This window comes from Nostoc sp. FACHB-892 (assembly GCF_014698795.1).
In the GTDB taxonomy this organism is placed as follows: domain Bacteria; phylum Cyanobacteriota; class Cyanobacteriia; order Cyanobacteriales; family Nostocaceae; genus Nostoc.
Genome location: NZ_JACJTR010000001.1, coordinates 431,271 through 448,898, shown reverse-complemented (window position 1 = coordinate 448,898; position 17,628 = coordinate 431,271). Strand labels below are relative to the sequence as shown.

Sequence of the window (17,628 nt, the reverse complement as noted above, 5' to 3'; positions counted from 1 at the left end):
TTACGTTAGTTTGGGGCGTTGATACAAACTGATTTGGTGATTTCGTGTTTGCTCAAGCCTCAGACAGTAACTTTATTGCTTTTAATATATCGTCTCAAAATAAGTTCCAACAAAATCAAAATGTACAGAGCTTATCCGAAGTTTCGCCCATAGGTAAAATTTGGGACAAGCATAGAGCTAATACTGATAAAGTTTTACATTATTACGCCAAAGCAGACGAACATTATTTTCAGGAGTATGCTTGGCGCATGAAAATATGTTCCGAGTTGCTGAAGTTTCAATTAGTACCAGACGAATCGGAAGGTATTCTCAAGTTAAAGCTATCAGATGCCCGATTCTGTAGAATTCGTCATTGTCCGGTTTGTCAGTGGCGGCGATCGCTCATGTGGAAAGCAAGAGCTTACAAAATTCTCCCACAGGTGGTCACTGATTATCCCAACTACCGTTGGCTATTTGTCACCTTGACTGTAAAAAATTGCCAGATTGAGGAACTCAGGGAAAATTTGGATTCGATAAATAAAGCTTTTAAGCGATTCACTGAATTGAAAGCATGGCCTGCAAAAGGTTGGGTGAAGTCTATCGAAGTAACTAAAGGTAGAGATGGAGTCTCAGCACACCCGCATTTACATATTTTGGCAATGGTACCACCTTCGTATTTTAGTCATGGATATCTTTCTCATGCCAAATGGGTAGCGTTATGGCAGCAGTGCTTACGGATTGATTACCAGCCTGTGGTTCATACTAGCGCGATCGCAAAGTATCATAATCCATCACTACTTATCCCAGAAATTCTCAAGTATCAGGTGAAAGAGCCAGATTTGGTGGGTGATAGAGAATGGTTTTTAGAGTTAACCCGTCAACTGCATAAAAGTAGAGCGATCGCTGTTGGGGGTATACTCAGGCAGTATATGCGCGAATTAGAGGAGAAAAACCAAGACCTCATTGATGAAAGTGAAGAGACAGATGAGGTGGATAGGGAAAGTTTGTATTTCCGATGGGAGCGCAAGTTACAAAGATTTAATATAGAGTGACATCAGCGATACAAGAACAGCCTCATAATCCTTACATGAAAAGGACTACATAAGTTTAGAACCGTAGTTACTGTGACTTAATCCGGCGAAAGGACAAAGACCAGCGTTCAGATACAACCGGAAGTAGTTCATGGAGAATACTAGAATCAAACTTGATAACCTGACCATCTTCAAGCTGATGTTCCTGATTACCGACGCGGAAAGTAGCATATCCAATATTGACTAATCCTACCAGAGGTTCAAAAACGGGGTGGTCATAGTGTGGTTTCATGCCAACACCTGGACGATAATGGCAGAGTAAGGCACAATTCCATCCTGGAAGAATGCGATCGCCAAGTCGATTAACCCTGGCATCCCAATGTCCTTTCTTGATTTTCGCATTAGGCTTTAGTAGTATTACCTCGTATCCAAACCATTTGTGAGTTCGATCAAAAGCAACCCGACTAGAAGACATTGACCTCATGCCAAATTGATGATTAGTCCAATCATGAAGACTTTGAAGGTCAGTACGAACATATCCAATAGTTTCAATTAAGTTCATTATTAACTCCTGAAAATTTTAACTCTGCAAATCAAACTAATTACACCTACCGTCAGCGCGAAGCGTTTTAAAAAAGATATTAAAGGCTGTTCCACCCCAAGCGTATTGAGGTAGAACACTCTAATATTCATTTTCTACAGGCGTTAGCCTCTCTTTATTTCTTCAGCGCGAAGCTTTCCAAAAAAATATTAAAGTCTATGTCACTCCACGAGGATTGCAGTAAAACTCTTTATTTCTTTTATTCATTCCCTTTAGGCGTTAGCCTATTCTTTCTCTAAACACAAAAGCGCAAAAAATAAATACCAGTCGTCCGAAAAACAGATGGCTGGTATTTATAAATCACCTTTACTTGAAGTTAGGAAATAGGTTCGATGATAAATAAAGTCAAAGAGTTAAAGTAATAAATTAGAACTTTCATCTATATTGTTAAATGACAGCTTGCAAAACTAGGAAACAAAAAAAACCAGACAAACAACTAGTGAATGACTGGGATATGCAAAGTAGCTTCACTCGAAATTAGTAAATAACTTTAAGGGGGAATTTATAAATTGTAAAAATAAATTGGTAAGGTATAAGACTGAGCGATTTAAACTGTCCTTAAAAAATCACCTCATGCTGACTTCACTGTTACTGCTAGCTGTAATCCCAATGCATCCAGTAATTTACTCAAACAATAAAATTCAATTTTTCCTTGCTCAGATAACATCAAGTTGAGTTGCTCATAGCATTGCTTAACTTGCACTGGAAACTGATCAATTCCACCCTGTGCCTCAATAACATTTTTGAGCGCTTTTCTTAACATTTTAGGATCGCCCTCTTCTATAACTACTTCGATATAAAATGCTGCTTCTAATGGATCTTGGAGATGTTTAACTAGTCCTTCGTGATAGCTTGCACTTTTAGGCATTATCTCTACTCATATAATTAATCTTTCCAATATTCCTGAGCTTTATCAACATCTTGTTTTTGAGTGCTTTTATCTCCACCACATAAAAGAATAATAATTGTTATGTCTTCTTGTCCAAAGTATATGCGGTAGCCTAGCCCATAGTCGATTCTCAATTCAAAAACACCTTCGCCAAATGACTTACAATCAGCTAAATTACCATCTTTAACTCCGTCAAGTCTGGCTCTTATTTTAGCTTTTGCTTTTCTATCTCGCAGAGAATCAAGCCACTCATCAAAAATATTTTTTCCATCTACTGTCAGATAATTCCTAATTTTTCTTGGTTTGACTTCCATGATTCTTTGGACAAGTCTATTTATAAATCATGAAATAATTCATAGTTTTCTCGCCGCCAATCTTTGACTAACCAACTCAGCCGCTAAATGTATCGCTGCTTTCATACTCGTAGCATCAGCAATTCCCTTACCCGCAATATCAAACGCTGTTCCATGATCTGGTGAAGTCCGAACGAAAGGAAGGCCGATAGAAGTATTAACTGCCCGATCAAACGCCATCAGCTTCACAGGAATTAAGCCTTGGTCGTGGTAAAGTGCCAAGTAAGCATCAGCAGGATTTTGTACTGAAGAATTTCCATACCAAGCTTGACCAGGTTTAACCCACATTGTATCTGGCGGTATTGGCCCATCTAGTTGCAATTGTGGTCGTTTTTGCCGCTCTTGTTCCAACCAAGGAATTAACCAATCTTGTTCTTCATGTCCAAGTTGTCCCTGTTCGCCACTGTGGGGATTCAAACCTGCGATCGCAATTCTCCCTCTATCTATACCAAAATCTTTCTCCAAACACTCCACTAGTAAATCCAATTTCTGTGTCAACAACTGCGGTGTCAACGTATCAGCGACTTGACGTAAGGGTATATGTGTGGTGACTAGTATTGCGCGGAGTGTCCAATTAGTATGGGGTGATCGCGCCACAAATAACATCCCAAAACGGTCAACACCTGATTTTTCTGCCAAAAGTTCTGTTTGTCCTGGATAATTATACCCGGCGGCTTTCCAAGCAGATTTAGCGATCGGCCCTGTGACAATAGCATCAAATTTACCAGCGAGTGTTCGAGCGATCGCACATTCCATATAGGCAAAACTAGCTGCACCACTGGCCGCATTACCTGTTCCAGCAATAATTTGATCTTTAATTTCCCCATCCAACTGCACATCAATCACCGACAACTCGTCTGGATTTGCCAAAGATGCTAAATTATCGATTAAATTCAGTTTGTGATACGCCTTTACTAACAAATCTCGGTTACCCACCACCGTAACGTCGTATTTTTTACTAATTTCCGGTTCTGCTAAAGCTTTCAAAATCACTTCCGGTCCAATCCCCGCCGGATCCCCGAGCGTCAGCGCCAAACGTGGGCGACTCTTTTTGTTAAAATTCACTAAATTACTTTGATTATTTTCATACATAAAATTTATTCATAATTATTATCATTAATTTTTTCTCCATCCCCCTCATCTTGCGCTCTACAGTAAGGATTGCCCCCCAAGTGAGTAGGGATTACTTGCTAAACTAGTTTAAAATTATTTACACAGGTCTAATCCTACAGCAACAATTCAAGAGCTTCTGTTAGACCTAGTTTACACATACTATTTGCATAAGGAGAATCACACCAATGGGCGGCGAAATTTTGAATGCAGCTATATTGTCCTTCGGTTTAATCTTTGTGGGCTGGGCCTTAGGCGCATTGTTACTGAAAATTCAAGGCACAGAAGAATAATTCTTACGGTAATTGGCTATTGAGAGGGAAGAGGTTTTCCTCTGCTTTGAAAAGTTCTGTTCGCCCCAAGCTGGCGTTCATACTTCTCGCTAACTGGGAAAAAAGCTTGTCCGTTTATCGGACAGCTATTTTCTCATAAATCTGTCCATAACAAACGATTTTCTGAGAAAAAATGTAAACTTTTGTTTGCATAGGTTATTCTGATAACATTCTTTTCATAAAACATTAAAATTTATTACAACCCTCATGACATTATTAATCGTCGGTGCCACTGGCACCTTAGGAAGACAAGTGGCTCGTCGGGCAATCGATGAGGGATATAAAGTACGCTGTCTTGTTCGGAGCAGTAAAAAAGCAGCTTTTCTCAAAGAATGGGGTGCAGAACTCGTACCGGGAAATTTGCGTTACCCCGATACCCTAGCCGAAGCTTTAGTTGGTGTAACTCAAGTTATTGATGCATCAACATCTCGCCCTACAGATTCACTGAGTATTAAACAAGTGGACTGGGAAGGTAAAGTAGCATTGATTCAAGCAGCAAAAGCAGCAGGTGTAGAGCGTTTTGTCTTCTTTTCGATTTTAGATGCCGATAAATATCCAGAAGTGCCGCTAATGGAAATTAAGCGGTGTACAGAACTATACTTGGCTGAGTGTGGCTTGAATTATACCATCTTACGGCTAGCTGGCTTTATGCAAGGGTTAATTGGTCAGTATGGGATTCCCATTTTGGAAGGACAGCCAGTTTGGGTAACTGGTAATTCTTCTCCCATCGCCTATATGGACACTCAAGACATTGCTAAGTTTGCTATTCGAGCATTGAGTGTGCCTGAAACGGAAAACCAAGCTTTTCCTGTAGTCGGGACTCGTGCATGGAGTGCGGAAGAAATCATCAACCTATGCGAACGTTTATCTGGAAAAGATGCCAGGGTAACGCGGATGCCAATAACCTTGCTGCGGGCTGTACGGGGCTTAATGCGCTTCTTTCAATGGGGATGGAACGTAGCAGACAGGCTAGCATTTACAGAAGTATTGGCTAGTGGTAAACAGTTAAATGCTTCAATGGATGAAGTATACAAAGTTTTTGGCTTAGATCCGCAACAAACCACAACCCTAGAAAGCTATCTACAAGAGTACTTCAGCCGAATAATGAAGAAGCTCAAAGAGTTAGACTACCAGAAAAATAAAAATAAAAAGCAGAAACCTAAAAAAACTCCTTTTAAACAGTCTTCAAAAGCCAATAGTCAATAATCATTACAAAACAGACATTAGTCGTTAAATTCTAGACTCTGGATATTTGACTCTAGATTAATGACTACATGACCAAAATGTGTAAGGATTACATAATAAAGAGCACCGCCTAAACTTGGATATTTGAGTGTGCCGAAAGCAGGCATTATCTACAATGACGTTAAACCGATAGCGGGCCGTGTCGCTATCGAGTTGAAAGACAAGCTAACCACTGCCGGCTGGGATGTGTGTATCACATCGAGTATCGGTGGAATATTGGGCTACTCTAACCCAGATAGTCCTGTATGCCATACCCCCATTGACGGTCTGACACCCCCTGGTTTTGACTCAGATATGGAATTTGCAGTGGTGTTAGGGGGAGACGGCACTGTTTTAGCAGCGTCTCGTCAGGTAGCCCCCTCTGGTATTCCACTGCTAACAGTGAATACTGGCCACATGGGATTTTTAACGGAAACCTTCCTGAATCAGCTGCCCCAAGCACTAGAACAGGTGATGGCGGGTGAGTATGAAACTGAAGAACGAGCCATGCTCACCGTCAAAGTGTTTCGGGGAGAAGCAGTGTTGTGGGAAGCCCTCTGCTTGAATGAGATGGTTCTGCACCGGGAACCTTTGACCTCTATGTGCCATTTTGAAATTGCCATAGGGCGTCATGCACCAGTAGATATTGCAGCCGATGGTGTGATTGTTTCTACGCCTACTGGGTCTACAGCTTACTCATTGAGTGCTGGTGGCCCAGTTGTTACCCCTGGTGTACCTGCTTTACAGCTAGTACCCATCTGTCCCCATTCCCTAGCTTCTAGAGCATTGGTATTTCCAGACACTGAATCGGTCAACATTTACCCAGTCAACATTCCTCGACTGGTGATGGTGGTAGATGGGAATGGAGGGTGCTATGTACTACCAGAAGATAGAGTATATATGGAGCGATCGCAATATAGTGTCCGATTTATTCGCCTACAACCGCCTGAGTTTTTCCGAATTCTGCGAGAAAAATTAGGTTGGGGTTTACCACATATTGCTAAACCAACTTCGGTAGAATTGCCGTAGTATTGGGCAGGAGGCAGGAGGCAGAAGTTTTTGAATTTTGAATTGATTTCTCCCTCATCCCCCACTCCCCACTCCCTACTCCCCAACTTACTAATTTCCTTCCAGAATTACTGGTGTAGGAATGGTATTTGGAGTTAGTTATTAAGATTGCATCGGAGAATTCGATGGCTGACACCTGAACGTGCTAAAAGATTCTTAGCAGCGTGTCAAATCAGGATTGCTCCATCACTAAAAACTCGTAATTGCACTTTTAACTGATGTAAAGATTTTCTCTGGAATATCTTTACAATTCCAAATCCAATATCCCAAATTGTTATGACAGTTGCTCCAAGTCCCTGCGTTTTGGTGATTGAAACCGATGAGAGCCTTGCAAATCAGCTTTCTTGCGATTTGCAAGAAGCCGGCTATGAATCAATTTTGGCTCATGATGCAACCAGTGGTTTGCAACACTGTCGCGATCGCCAACCTGCTTTAATTGTTTTAGACCGGATGCTAGCAGGAGAATCAGGACTCTCATTGTGCAAAAATCTGAGAAGCACTGGTATGCGATCGCCTGTATTGATTTTAATGGCAAGGGATACAGTCGATGATCGGGTAGCTTGTCTAGAAGCTGGAGCAGATGATTACATCCTCAAGCCTTACCGCTCAGAAGACTTTTTGAAGTTGATTCGGCTCTACTTAAAACCTGATGTGGATACCACAGAGCAGTTACGCTTTGGGGAGCTAATTTTAGATATCGCAACTCGCCGTGCTATACATAGCGGACGGGCAATAGACTTAACAATGAAAGAATTTGAACTATTAAAATTCTTAATGGAACATCCCCGTGAGGTGTTAACCCGCGAACAAATTTTAGAAAACGTTTGGGGTTATGACTTTCTGGGTGAGTCGAATGTAATTGAAGTGTACATCCGCTATTTGCGGTTAAAAATTGAAGATGAAGGTCAAAAGCGCCTCATTCAAACGGTGCGAGGCGTAGGGTACGTTTTAAGAGAATCCTAGTACACTGTAGTGAAAGTTTGCCTACCTTTAACAAAGGGATTTTGCCCCAAGTCTTGTTAATTGAAGTTGAAAACGTCTGTGGATTACAGGACGAATAAAAGCCGTGGGTTTTCTAGCTCAAATTCTGTAAAATTGAAATCTAAATTACAAAATCAGAAATAATTATGAGTTATCGACTAAGTTTGCTCTCAATTTTGCTGAGTATTTTTTTGATGGGCTGTTCTGTGCCAACAACAGCTAAACCTCCCATCCCCACATCTGGTTTTCAAACTCCAGCATCAGAGAGCTTAGGTCAAACACTACCAATTTCTGCTAAAGCCATCCTTCCTAATGGCACGACGATTCAGCTAGAAGTGGCAAAGACACCACAACAGCAAGCGATGGGCTTGATGTATCGACCAGCTTTGCCAGATGACCGAGGGATGCTATTTGGATTCCCTTCACCACAACCAGTTAGTTTCTGGATGAAAAATGTACCTGTGCCCTTGGATATGGTATTTTTACAAAACGGTGTAGTTAAATATATCCAGGCTTCTGCACCTCCTTGTACAAGTGAGCCTTGTCCTACCTATGGGCCCAAGACACCAATCGATAAGGTGATTGAACTCCGCTCTGGAAGAGCTGCCGAATTGAAGTTAAAAGTGGGCGATACCGTCAAAATTGAGTTTTGAGACTTCGGTGCTTTGCAAAGATAAAGATTTGGATAGTTGCTCTGCCCAAAGCCTATACTATCGGAAATTATGTTTTTTTTGTAAAAAATGTCACGTCTTGTGGTGAAAAAGTCATCTGTAACGCTAATATTTAAAAACTGTGGTAATAATGTAAAATTTTCCTGTCTCCAACCTGAAATTGCGGTCTTAAGGTTTGGCAAAGATATTCCCTTGGGCGTAAGTGTAAATAGTCGCCAATAAGAGAGTATAGGCTATGGAATCTTTGTTACTACATGTGTAATTAAATAACGCACAACAGTAAACAAGATGGAGGCAATTTAACTAAGTAAAAATACTGCTTGAAAATTGAGCAGATGATTTGTACAAAAATTTCTATTTCTCAGACCTTCTGTGAGAAGTCGCTTTATGAAGGCAAATCAAAAACACTGTGCTGGGATGTATAGCCGAGAACGGCACAGTGACAGATAAAATACTGGCTACTGGCTACCAAGCAATGGTGAATAAATATATGACAATACATTCTACACAAGGAGGTGAGATACAAATGTCACCATCAAAATATTCTCGACTGATTCATTTTTTGCAAGAAGATTTGGCAATTTCCACAGCATCACTGGCGGTGGCGCTTCGGCATCGGGAGCAAGACCCAGGCCCTTTGGCAATGATTCTTTGGCAGTATGGGTTAATTACTCTAGAGGAGTTAGACCAAATTTATGATTGGCTGGAGACGGCATAGATAATACCAATTTTAGATTTTGGATTAAAAGTCTATACCATAAGGCTAATATTATTTATGCCAATTTTGTACCATATTAAGTTACCAAAGTTAGTCTTGTTTAGTATCAAAGATGGTGTGCGACTGTCTTTAGAGTAAATAATACTATTTAGGGCAACTTGATATCATTTAGGAGAATTGAAGGATGCCATATCCACTCTACCTTGTGCAAAAGTTGATATATAGGTCTATTGACTCTTGGCGTTTCTACTCATTTATACACAAATTAAAAGAGCGAGTTAAATTATTAACTCGCTCTTTTGATTTAATAGTAACTACTTAGGACTGACTAAACACTCTAACTGCTGCCGCTATACCAGCTCCGGGTGTGAAGTCTTCGTAGCCAAGTTCTGCTAGGGTAACTTCTAAGGATGCTATACAGCTAAGGATATCGCGATCGCTCACAAAGCCCAAGTGACCAATACGGAAAATCTTATTACTCAAATGGTCTTGACCACCTGCTAGGGCAATATCAAAACGTTTTTTCATCAATGACCGAATCTTATCCGATTCAATTCCCTGTGGTGCTACAGCCGTAATTGCTGGACTAGCAGAACTATCTGCTGCAAACAGGGGTAAATTTAACCCTTGAATGGCGGCGCGGGTAGCATTCTTAAGCCGTTCATGTCGAGCAAATATTGACTCCAAGCCTTCCTCTTTCATGATTCGCAACGTGGTGTGCAGCGCTACAATCAAGTTCACAGGCGGAGTAAATGGAGTTGTATTTTTGGCTGTGGCTTTGCGATATTTCCCTAAGTCCAAATAATATTTCGGTAGCTTCGCAGTTTTGTAAGCTTCCCAAGCTTTGGGACTGACGGAGACAAAACCCAATCCTGGCGGAATCATATAGCCTTTTTGGGAACCGGAGGCGACTATATCCAAACCCCAAGCATCCACGGGTAGATTGAACGCACCCAAGCTCGTCACAGCATCAACGATAATTAAAGCTTCACCGTGTTCTTTGACATGGCGGTTAATGCTTTCTAAATCATTCAAAACACCCGTCGAGGTTTCGCTGTGGGTAATGATTACGGCTTTAATTTGCTTTTGGATATCTGCTTGAAGTTTTTCGGCAAATACTTTGGGGTCTAAGGGTTTTCCCCATTCCACCTTAACTTCTTCTACATTCAAACCGTAGGCTTGGCCTATTTCTACCCAGCGTTCACCAAATTTACCATTAGAACCAACTAAAATGCGATCGCCTGGAGAAAGAAAATTAATTATTCCAGCTTCTACAGCACCCGTACCACTTACATTCAGCGTCAGCACATCACTTTGAGTCTGGTGCAACCACTTGAGGTTTTCCGTCACCTCTGCCAATATGTTGCTAAATTCACTAGTGCGGTGTCCAATTGGGTGCTTGGCTAATGCCAGTAAGGCGGCTTCTGGCACCGGGGTTGGGCCTGGAATCATTAGCATCAGCTTATCGTTCATGTTTCTATCCTAAAAGTCAAATAAAAGTCAAAATTGTGTAGAGTTGGTTTGGTCTGGTAACAAATTCTAGATATTTATCTAAAAATTACACTCAGCTCGTCACCAGACTTGTTGTATATTTTCCAAATCCATAGGAAAAGTATCGTGGGAGTTAATTAACGGTCAGCTTGACCTTTGCAATTTATACCAGACTCCAACTCAAATAAAACCTCTGTTCCAGGCAATCTTACCACACACCTAGACAACAGGTTAAGGCGTTTGCTCGTAGGAGAGCGGCTATTTTAACCAAAGGTGAAACGTTTATCTAGATGAGGCACAGGTTTAATAAATTTTTAAATCTTATCCATAATCCGCCTCAGTTGTTTTTATATAAATACGCAAAATCGTTTTGAATATCGCGGAAATCGCCAGTGAAAAAGCTGTGTTTTGCTTCAACGAAGGATGTAACCGCCTACACTATGCGGAAGGGTTGGATGTCGCCGTTTGCTAAGAGATAGAAGATACCTAACCCAAATTTTTCAATCTGCTTGGGTCGAGCATTTGTTCTTTGGTTGCCATCCTCTACAGAATACTTTTATCCATTGAATATCTGATAATTTATTTCACTCCAAATCGCTTCGATGTCAATATTAAAAGCTTATCTGGCTTACTCAATGGCGATTTTCTACTGATACTTTCCGGTTCGTTTGCTGCCAATTTTGAGATGATTATGCTGCTACTTGCTGCACATTTTGAAACTGTACCCAGTGGTAGGCGATAGCTAATAAACTATAAGTTTTTATACTATACTTAGAAAATTGCTACAATCGTGCTTAGTCTTGTTAGTTACTATTCATGATGAGTCGTTTTTAACTAGTGTTCAGTTCATAAACTGTCACTCACCAGATCCCCGGTATTCTTGCAAAAGAGATATTCTTAGTTAGTGCAAGGAGTGATACCATTTCACCACATGTTTGTCACAAGTTATCCCCGCAATGCTCCCAAATAAGGGGGCGTTGCAGATTTCAAATGTTGCATCAAACGAGTGAGTTGGTATAAGCTTTTACGGGGAAACGCTTGAGTGAGCAAAACTCTCAAGCGTTTTTTCGTGTATAAATAAAACAGTTTAACTCTCTGGAAGATCATACAGATGTTCTTAAATACACATATACCAGAGAAGTAAACTACTGTTATAAAAGTTGTTGCAACACATACTTGATGACTTTAGCATTTGTGCATTCCATCAAAACTTTTTAATCAATTCTGTGGGTTTAAATCCCCCGCTTCTAAAAAGCCGCAAGTATGTTAGGCAGGGTCTAAATCCCCGTTTCAAAACTTAATTACGTTAGCGCAGCGTTAGCGACGCAGAAGCGTCATTATGAATTATTTTAAATGACTAGACGTACCACACGAATTAGTTTTCCTTGCAACGGTTCTTCTGCTGTCACAGCTTCATCTATCCGTGCTGCAAACTGTTCCCAATTACGATTGTTCGTGCAAACAATAATACCAAAGTGGTTAGAATCACGACGGTGCAAACGGATAAAATCAACTCTGTTGATAGTTAATATTGAGCGTTCTTGACTTATGGCAAATGCTAGTACTTCCTCATCAGGTATACCTTGGTCTGCATTTTCTGCTTCTTGAACTGTCAAAACATCATGTCCCAAAACGCGTAATAATTGCACAACTGGAAACGGAAATTGCTCGTCTGCGTAAAACCGTGCCATTAATTAGGCAACCTCATTACGCCCAATTGCCAATTCGATTTCATCGGGATGAGCTTCTGCATATACCCAAGCATTAGCTAAATCTGTAGCTGTAATGGTTGGATAGCTCATCAAAAGGTCAGCATCACTATATCCAAGACGGCGAGCTTCCACAAGTACCCAAACGGGAATACGAGTTTTAGCAATGCAAGCTTCTCCACCACAGACTCTAGGAGTTTTTTCAATTCCTTGCCAATGGTTGCCGAGACTTTGAGCAAGTAAATGTATAGCCTGCAATTTTTCACCAGGACTGAGGGCAAGAAGTTGTTGTTCTAACTCTTTGAGTGTCACGGATGTAAATCCTCTGATGTTTTGTCAGGCTAAATTTACAATTTTATCAATTGCTAAGTACAACATTTCATTAATTGGTAGCGAATTGTCTGCGCCTCTACCCTGTAGGAAGGCGTTCGCGTAGCGTCTCGTAGAGAAGCGCATCTGCCTTGAAATTTCAATCCTCAATTCGCCAAGATTTTAGGCAAAGCTATACTTAGTTAGCTAACTACAAAATTTACCAACTTTCCAGGCACGACAATTACCTTTTTAATCTCCTTACCTTCGATGTAACGTTGGGCAATTTCTGATTCACGGGCATATTTCTCCTGCGCTGCTTTATCTGCTTGTGCTGGCACTTGAATCGAGCCGCGAGTTTTACCCATAATTTGAATAACTAAAGTGATTTCATCAGCTACCAAAGCGGCTGGGTCAAATGACGGCCAAGTTTGAGTGTGAACTGAATCACTTTCACCCAATAAATGCCACAATTCATCAGCAATGTGTGGTGCAAATGGTGCTAGCAATACAACCAAAGTCTGAATACCTTCTGCGTAAATTGGTGAATTTTTTGCATCGGCATCAGTTAGGGCATTGCTCAACTTCATCAATTCTGAAATAGCTGTGTTGAATTGATATTCGTCTTCAACGTCTTCTGTCACCGCTTGAATAGCCGTGTGAATTGCCCGCCGCAATTCTTTTTCTGCTTTAGTTAAATCAGCGAGTTGGGCTTGCTTACGGGATACCCCAGCTACAACATAATCTGTCACCAAACGCCAAACCCGATTTAAAAAGCGGAATTGTCCTTCCACATCGGCTTCATCCCATTCCAAATCTTTTTCTGGCGGTGCTTTAAATAAGATGAACATTCGCGCTGTATCTATACCGTATTTGGAAATTACGTCTTCTGGTGCTACACCGTTACCCTTCGATTTAGACATGGTGGCATAAAGACGTTGTAATGGTTCGCCTGTTTGCGGGTCGCGGGGGTCGGCTGAATTTACCAGATTAGAAGGAATCCATTTATCTTTGCCACCCTTGTTAGGATTTAGATAAGTTAAACCCTGTACCATGCCTTGAGTTAACAGGCGTTGGAAGGGTTCATCAAAGTTCAGTAACCCTCTGTCCCGCAGAACTTTAGTAAAGAACCGCGAATACAATAAATGTAAAATTGCGTGTTCAATACCACCTACATACTGGTCTACTGGCATCCAGTCGTTAACTTTACTGGAATCAAAAACCTGTTGTTCATTTTTCGCGTCAGGGAAGCGCAAGAAATACCACGAGGAATCAATAAAAGTATCCATCGTGTCGGTTTCCCGCTTCGCAGGAGTGCCACAAGTTGGACAAGGCACATTTACCCAGCTTTCCAACTGAGTTAAAGGTGAACCGCCACGTCCAGTAAATTCCACCTCTTCTGGTAACTGTACAGGCAAATCTTTATCAGGTACTGGCACTATCCCACAGTTGGGGCAGTGGATTACAGGTATCGGTGCGCCCCAGTAACGCTGCCGCGAAATTAACCAATCCCGCAAGCGATATTGCACCCGCACTTTACCAAAACCTTGTTGTTCGGCGTATTCAATTATTGCTTGTTTAGCATCTGTGGAAGTCATACCAGTAAAAGCCCCAGAATTAATTAAAATTCCTGGTTCAGTGTATGCCTGGTTATATTCAATTTGGATGAGTTGCGTGACTTCATTAATCTCTGATGTTGGAGTCAAGTCAAAACCTGCAACATCATCTGGAGAAGCGATGACAAAATTAATTGGTAAATCGTAATTTTTGGCAAACTTAAAATCCCGGACATCGTGTGCTGGTACACCCATTACTGCCCCAGTACCATACTCATACAGTACATAGTCAGCAATCCAAATGGGCACTTCTTCCCCTGTAAATGGGTTAATTGCTACCCCACCTGTGGAGATACCGCGCTTTGGTTTGTCTTCAGAGGTACGTTCCAACTCACTTTGATTGGAAACCTCTTTAATAAAAACTTCTACGTCTGCTTGTTGTTCTTTTGTAGTAACGCGCTTTGTTAAGGGATGTTCTGGTGCTAACACTAAGTAGCTGACACCATAAACGGTATCTGGGCGCGTGGTGTACACGGCAATTTTTTCATCTATCCCAACGATAGGAAATTCTAAGTAAGCGCCTGTAGATTTACCAATCCAGTTTGCCTGCATCAACTTGACGCGTTCCGGCCAACCTGTCAACTTATCCAAGTCATTGAGTAATTCTTCGGCGTAGTCAGTAATCTTAAAAAACCACTGCCGCAACAATTTGCGCTCAACTATTGCCCCACTACGCCAAGAACGTCCTTCGTTATCAACTTGCTCATTTGCCAATACTGTTTGGTCAATGGGGTCCCAGTTTACTGCTGCTTCTTTTTGGTAAGCTAACCCTGCTTGCAAAAACTGCAAGAAAATCCATTGCGTCCACTTGTAATAATCTGGCGAACAGGTAGCAAGTTCACATTCCCAATCAATGGATAAACCAAGACGCTGCAATTGCTGCCGCATCTGGACTATATTCTGATAAGTCCACTTTGCTGGCGGTACACCACGGTCAATGGCGGCATTTTCTGCTGGCAAGCCAAAGGCATCCCAACCCATTGGGTGTATTACCCGATACCCTTGCATTCGCTTGAGGCGAGCAATTACGTCGGTAATGGTATAATTACGGACGTGACCCATGTGTAGGCTGCCCGATGGATAAGGGAACATGGAAAGAGCGTAGAATTTTGGCTTGTTGCTAGCTGCTGGCGTTTTATCAAAACCAAGGTCTACCCATGTTTTTTGCCATTTTTCCTCAATCGCTGCTGGCTGATATCGGGACTCCACTAAAAATTCTCCTACTGGGTCTGTAATTCTATTTGCCTCCATACATATTGGGTTAACCCAATATGTCAACCTATATTGTAGGTCAACTACTCACAGATTTATATATAAGTGCGATTAAGGAGCAGCTTGAATTATGCCCAAACTGCAACCCTTTCAGGTATAGCAAGAGTCATTTGATGAAGGTTTAAATGGTTGAATCAAATATAAAATTTTCTGATTTAGTGCGGGTTTTTGTCTACGGCACACTCAAACCGGGTGAAGCTAACTATAAAAAATACTGTGCTGGCAAAGTAGTTAATGTCAAAAGAGCCTTTGTACAAGGCAAATTGTTTGCTTTGCCAATGGGCTACCCAGCGATGACGCTAGGGGATAGCCAAGTTTACGGATATTTACTCTCTTTTTCCAACCCAAGAGTTTTAAATGAGCTAGATGTGCTGGAAAATTACCAGCCCACTAGACAACCATCAGAAAATCTCTATAATCGCCAAACTATTGAGGTTTATGAGCCAGAGTCAACCTCTCTGGGTTGGGCTTGGGTTTATTTAATGGCTCTAGAGCAAGTTGAGCAGTTAGAAGGCTTCCTCCAACCTGATGGCTGGTGGAGTGGGTGTGGTTTAACCGCAAAGTACAGCTATTATCTGTGAACTGTTAATGCGATTAGTTTATTTCCTGTTTGGAGTCCTGGCGTTGTGGCTGTACCGGATAGATTGGATTTTCTGGAGAAGCTACTGCTGCTTTAGGAATTTCAATTACCGGGTTATTTAGTCCCACCATCAGCGGGGAAGGTGGAATTATAGACGCAGAGGAGGTTTGTATGGGTTCTATTTGTGGTCTTTGTGCCAGTTGCGGCGCTCTAGAACCAACAGGTATTAAGCCAGATACTGCACCGATTACACAAGCAGCAACGGCTGCACCTCCCGCCATCCAGTTTAAACGGGAACGGCGGCGTAAACGTGTTAATACTTGCTGAACTGTTGCTTCTGGTGACTCTTGGGCTGTGGGCACTGGGAGAGTCCGTAAGCCTTGGCGCAGCTTTAACAGTCGGGCATACAAGCATTGAACTGAGGCATCATTTGCCAGCCATTCTTCTACTTGCCTGCGTTCGGAAGCTGTGACTTCACCATCAAGGTAAGCACTCAATAACTCGAAGCGATCGCGCTTCACCATATCCATAAGACCCGTTGATTCATTGGTATGATTGGCCATTCCATCTGACAAATCTTGAGGAAGTTGTAAAGGAGAACGGTCGTAAAACTGAGAATCAGTAGTCATCTTAACATTATACCAATTCATACACGGGTAAACTGGGCGGGAAATTCGGAGAAATTAGCCAATTTTCCTCCTAAGGGCACAACCGATCTGTATTCTGGTAATTCTTAATCAATCCTTAAATTCTCCCATTGAGCAGAGGCAAGATACTGTAAATTAGGAATCTAGATAATTCTGCAAGTGAGCTTGCAGCCTCGATCTAGCTCTGGCTATTCTTGACTTTACAGTTCCTAAGGAAACTCCTGTGATTTCGGCAATTTCTTCGTATGCCATGCCTTCGATTTCTCTCAGGACAATAGTTGTACGAAAAACTTCTGGTAAATCCGCGATCGCTTCCCGCAGTTGTTCGTAAAATTCTCTAGTTGTCAGTTCTTCCTCAGGTCCGGGAGTATCGCCAGCGATTTCCCAATCCATCTCGCCATCCTCTAAGGAGCGAGGAGCATCCAGTGACAAAGGACTCATAACCCGCTTGCGTTTCCGCAACTCATCGTAAAACAAGTTGGTGGCAATGCGGCTTAACCAGCCCCGAAATTTAGCAGGTTCTTGTAATCGGTTAATATTCCGATAAACTCGAATCCACACTTCTTGAGCCAAATCGGCTCTGTCAGCCCAATCTGGAGCCAGGTGGTATAGAACTCTATCAACTTGACTTTGATAGCGGCGTAATAATTCTGCAAACGCAACACGATCTGGTCGCAGTCCCGCTTGACAGCGCAAAATTAAATCGTGGTTAGGGAGTTTGTCAACTTGCACTGATGCTTCTGGGTACTTTGCATCAACCGTTGACCAGGATACAGAGATCGACTGACTCATAGATCATACTGGCTCTAAATCATCCCTATCTATTAGACCTGCTAATGGGACAGAAGTTCCATGCTAAGGTGACGGATTTATGACTGGAACACTGAGGCATACAATTTTGGATACATTTATAGCAATAAGCAGAGCCACTTTTTCCTTATACTGCTGGCATAGTTGCCCTTGCACCATCAACTAATAAAAGCGCAGCAATATGCACATTTTAGTACTTTTAGCAACTGGGTATATACGCTTGATAAAAATAATTAA

General features: G+C 41.7%; 19 protein-coding genes. 9 read left to right on the top strand and 10 right to left on the bottom strand.

Annotation, left to right across the window (positions count from 1 at the left end; genetic code table 11):
• Positions 1 to 44: 44 nt before the first annotated feature.
• Positions 45 to 1,031: a protein rep gene (locus H6G96_RS01925; RefSeq protein WP_190909683.1), complete on the top strand. Its 987-nt coding sequence runs from the start codon at positions 45 to 47 to the stop codon at positions 1,029 to 1,031.
• Positions 1,032 to 1,098: 67 nt separating this feature from the next.
• Here the strand turns inward: H6G96_RS01925 and H6G96_RS01920 are convergent, their stop codons facing one another.
• From H6G96_RS01920 to pdxA, 4 genes are all read right to left on the bottom strand, one after another.
• Positions 1,099 to 1,572, bottom strand: a complete 474-nt coding sequence (locus H6G96_RS01920; protein ID WP_190909681.1) for a hypothetical protein — start codon at positions 1,570 to 1,572, stop codon at positions 1,099 to 1,101.
• Between the two features lie 610 nt (positions 1,573 to 2,182).
• Positions 2,183 to 2,479: a hypothetical protein gene (locus tag H6G96_RS01915; protein ID WP_190909679.1), complete on the bottom strand. Its 297-nt coding sequence runs from the start codon at positions 2,477 to 2,479 to the stop codon at positions 2,183 to 2,185.
• A gap of 17 nt (positions 2,480 to 2,496) precedes the next feature.
• Positions 2,497 to 2,814: a type II toxin-antitoxin system RelE/ParE family toxin gene (locus H6G96_RS01910; protein ID WP_190909677.1), complete on the bottom strand. Its 318-nt coding sequence runs from the start codon at positions 2,812 to 2,814 to the stop codon at positions 2,497 to 2,499.
• A gap of 39 nt (positions 2,815 to 2,853) precedes the next feature.
• Positions 2,854 to 3,945, bottom strand: a complete 1,092-nt coding sequence (gene pdxA / locus H6G96_RS01905; RefSeq protein WP_190909676.1) for a 4-hydroxythreonine-4-phosphate dehydrogenase PdxA — start codon at positions 3,943 to 3,945, stop codon at positions 2,854 to 2,856.
• Positions 3,946 to 4,151: 206 nt separating this feature from the next.
• Between pdxA and H6G96_RS01900 the strand changes: the two genes are divergently transcribed.
• The 6 genes from H6G96_RS01900 (at position 4,152) to H6G96_RS01875 (ending at position 8,957) form a co-directional block, all read left to right on the top strand.
• Positions 4,152 to 4,256, top strand: coding sequence for a PetM family cytochrome b6-f complex subunit 7 (locus H6G96_RS01900; RefSeq protein WP_190909674.1), 105 nt, complete (start codon positions 4,152 to 4,154; stop codon positions 4,254 to 4,256).
• A 246-nt stretch (positions 4,257 to 4,502) separates the two neighbouring features.
• On the top strand, positions 4,503 to 5,501 hold the full coding sequence (locus H6G96_RS01895; RefSeq protein ID WP_190909672.1) for an SDR family oxidoreductase: 999 nt from the start codon (positions 4,503 to 4,505) through the stop codon (positions 5,499 to 5,501).
• Between the two features lie 129 nt (positions 5,502 to 5,630).
• Positions 5,631 to 6,548 carry an NAD(+) kinase gene (locus tag H6G96_RS01890; RefSeq protein WP_190909670.1) on the top strand — a complete coding sequence of 306 codons (918 nt, stop codon included), beginning with the start codon at positions 5,631 to 5,633 and terminating at the stop codon, positions 6,546 to 6,548.
• A 315-nt stretch (positions 6,549 to 6,863) separates the two neighbouring features.
• The gene (nblR, locus tag H6G96_RS01885; RefSeq protein WP_190909668.1) at positions 6,864 to 7,550 is read left to right on the top strand and encodes a response regulator transcription factor NblR; all 687 of its coding nucleotides are present in this window, start codon (positions 6,864 to 6,866) and stop codon (positions 7,548 to 7,550) included.
• 164 nt (positions 7,551 to 7,714) lie between these two features.
• Positions 7,715 to 8,221, top strand: a complete 507-nt coding sequence (locus H6G96_RS01880) for a DUF192 domain-containing protein (RefSeq protein WP_190909666.1) — start codon at positions 7,715 to 7,717, stop codon at positions 8,219 to 8,221.
• Positions 8,222 to 8,729: 508 nt separating this feature from the next.
• Positions 8,730 to 8,957, top strand: a complete 228-nt coding sequence (locus tag H6G96_RS01875; protein WP_190727543.1) for a DUF2949 domain-containing protein — start codon at positions 8,730 to 8,732, stop codon at positions 8,955 to 8,957.
• 318 nt (positions 8,958 to 9,275) lie between these two features.
• On the opposite strand, the gene H6G96_RS01870 is transcribed toward H6G96_RS01875, so the two are convergent.
• Positions 9,276 to 10,430 (bottom strand): alanine--glyoxylate aminotransferase family protein, encoded by a 1,155-nt coding sequence (locus H6G96_RS01870; RefSeq protein WP_190909664.1) that lies wholly within the window; start codon positions 10,428 to 10,430, stop codon positions 9,276 to 9,278.
• A 547-nt stretch (positions 10,431 to 10,977) separates the two neighbouring features.
• Between H6G96_RS01870 and H6G96_RS01865 the strand changes: the two genes are divergently transcribed.
• The gene (locus tag H6G96_RS01865; protein ID WP_190909662.1) at positions 10,978 to 11,190 is read left to right on the top strand and encodes a hypothetical protein; all 213 of its coding nucleotides are present in this window, start codon (positions 10,978 to 10,980) and stop codon (positions 11,188 to 11,190) included.
• Between the two features lie 607 nt (positions 11,191 to 11,797).
• Here the strand turns inward: H6G96_RS01865 and H6G96_RS01860 are convergent.
• From H6G96_RS01860 to leuS, 3 genes are all read right to left on the bottom strand, one after another.
• Positions 11,798 to 12,139: a DUF5615 family PIN-like protein gene (locus H6G96_RS01860; RefSeq protein ID WP_190909660.1), complete on the bottom strand. Its 342-nt coding sequence runs from the start codon at positions 12,137 to 12,139 to the stop codon at positions 11,798 to 11,800.
• Positions 12,140 to 12,142: 3 nt separating this feature from the next.
• A complete protein-coding gene (locus tag H6G96_RS01855) occupies positions 12,143 to 12,469 on the bottom strand; it encodes a DUF433 domain-containing protein (RefSeq protein WP_190909658.1) in 327 nt (108 codons plus the stop codon).
• 200 nt (positions 12,470 to 12,669) lie between these two features.
• The gene (leuS, locus tag H6G96_RS01850) at positions 12,670 to 15,291 is read right to left on the bottom strand and encodes a leucine--tRNA ligase (RefSeq protein ID WP_190909972.1); all 2,622 of its coding nucleotides are present in this window, start codon (positions 15,289 to 15,291) and stop codon (positions 12,670 to 12,672) included.
• 188 nt (positions 15,292 to 15,479) lie between these two features.
• Between leuS and H6G96_RS01845 the strand changes: the two genes are divergently transcribed.
• Complete coding sequence (locus H6G96_RS01845) at positions 15,480 to 15,935, top strand: gamma-glutamylcyclotransferase (RefSeq protein ID WP_190909656.1); 456 nt, start codon at positions 15,480 to 15,482, stop codon at positions 15,933 to 15,935.
• 13 nt (positions 15,936 to 15,948) lie between these two features.
• Here the strand turns inward: H6G96_RS01845 and H6G96_RS01840 are convergent, their stop codons facing one another.
• Both H6G96_RS01840 and H6G96_RS01835 read right to left on the bottom strand, forming a co-directional pair.
• Positions 15,949 to 16,563, bottom strand: a complete 615-nt coding sequence (locus H6G96_RS01840) for a zf-HC2 domain-containing protein (RefSeq protein ID WP_190909654.1) — start codon at positions 16,561 to 16,563, stop codon at positions 15,949 to 15,951.
• A gap of 153 nt (positions 16,564 to 16,716) precedes the next feature.
• Positions 16,717 to 17,373, bottom strand: a complete 657-nt coding sequence (locus tag H6G96_RS01835; RefSeq protein ID WP_190727433.1) for a sigma-70 family RNA polymerase sigma factor — start codon at positions 17,371 to 17,373, stop codon at positions 16,717 to 16,719.
• Positions 17,374 to 17,628: the final 255 nt, after the last annotated feature.